Consider the following 1,476-nt stretch of genomic DNA (forward strand, 5'->3'; position numbering starts at 1 on the left):
GCCCGGCACTCCTGCCGTCGGGCCCCGCTCAGCCGTGCGCTCAACCTCCTTGCGGCAGACGCTCCTTGACGAAGTCGGCCAACCGCCGTACCCCGTCGGTGATCTGATCGGGCGTCAGGTAGGAGCAGGAGAGCCGCAGTTGGTGCTCCCCGCCGCCCCCGGGGTGGAAGCCGTCCATCGGCGTCCACAGCACGCCGTGCTTGCGGGCGCAGTCGTCCAGGGCGCGGGCGTCGGCCCGGAACGGCACCGTGACGACGGCGAAGAACCCGCCGTCGGGGTGGTTCCAGGAGACGCCGGGAACACCTCCGAGGGCCGCCTCCAGCGCCGCCAGCAGGGTGTCCATGTTGCGGGCGTAGAAGCGCCGGGCGGGCTCGTTGGCCGCCCGCAGGCGCAGTCCGCCCGCCAGCAGCATGCCGCCGATGACGGCCTGGGCGAGCGCCGAGGTGTTGACCGTGGTCATGCTCTTGAGCTTGGCGAGCTCGTCGGCGAGCAGCGTGGTGCGGCCGTCGGGCGCGCGCACCCGCTGGTCGGCGACCAGGTAGCCGACCCGGGCGCCGGGGAAGCAGGTCTTGGCGAAGGAGCCGAGGTAGACCACGTTGCCGCGGTCGCCGTCCAGCGCCTTCAGGGTGGGGCGGGCGGCGGCGGTGCGGCCGAAGAACCCGTACGGGTTGTCCTCGATCAGCAGGACGCCGCTCTGCTCGGCCGCCGCCAGCAGCCGGCGGCGGGCCGCCTCGTCCATGCTGGCGCCGGACGGGTTGGCGAAGTCGGGCACCACGTAGCAGGCCCGGGGGCACTTCCCGGCGGCGCGCAGCTCGCGGACGGCGGCGGCCAGCGCCCCGGGGTCGAGGCCGCCGTCCGGCCCGGCCTCCGGGACGGGGTGCACGGTCAGGTCGAGCAGCCGGGCGGCGCCGGTCACGCCGACGTAGCAGGGCGAGCTGACCAGCAGCACGTCGTCCGGGCCCGCGCACAGCGCGCGCAGCACCAGCAGCATGCCCTCCTGGGCGCCGACGGTGACCACCAGCGCCTCCGGGTCGGCGTCGATGCCCTCGTCGGCGGCCAGCGCCCCGGCGATCAGCGGGGCGATCAGGCCCTTGGTGCGCCCGTACTGGAACACCTCCCGGCGGATCTGGTGCTCCGTCAGCTTCCGTTCCTCGCGCAGGTGGCGCAGGTAGGTCTCCAGGTACCCGGGGATGTCCGCCGGGTCGAAGAACTCCTCGTACGGGCGACCGGGGGCGAAGGAGACGGCGTCCGGGTAGCGGCCGGTGACCTCGTTGAGGAAGGTCATCGCGTCCAGCAGCGGGTCGGCCAGCGAGCCGTGCAGGTCGGCGAGGTGCAGCTCCCGGCTCACCGCGCGTCCTCCCGGTAGGCGGCCAGCAGCCGTTCGGCGGCGAAGAGTTGGGCGGCGCGGCCGTCGTCGAGGACGCCGGGCATCGCGAAGAAGCCGTGCGGCATGCCGTCCCAGCGGCGCAGTTCGAC

Annotated in this window: 1 protein-coding gene; it reads right to left on the minus strand. The window is 74.4% G+C overall.

Annotated features, from left to right (window positions below):
• Positions 1 to 40: 40 nt before the first annotated feature.
• The gene (locus ACFUEL_RS39645; protein ID WP_380243073.1) at positions 41 to 1,348 is read right to left on the minus strand and encodes a PLP-dependent aminotransferase family protein; all 1,308 of its coding nucleotides are present in this window, start codon (positions 1,346 to 1,348) and stop codon (positions 41 to 43) included.
• Positions 1,349 to 1,476: the final 128 nt, after the last annotated feature.

Origin of the sequence: Kitasatospora sp. NPDC057198 (assembly GCF_042670125.1) — a bacterium.
Taxonomy (GTDB): Bacteria; Actinomycetota; Actinomycetes; order Streptomycetales; family Streptomycetaceae; genus Kitasatospora.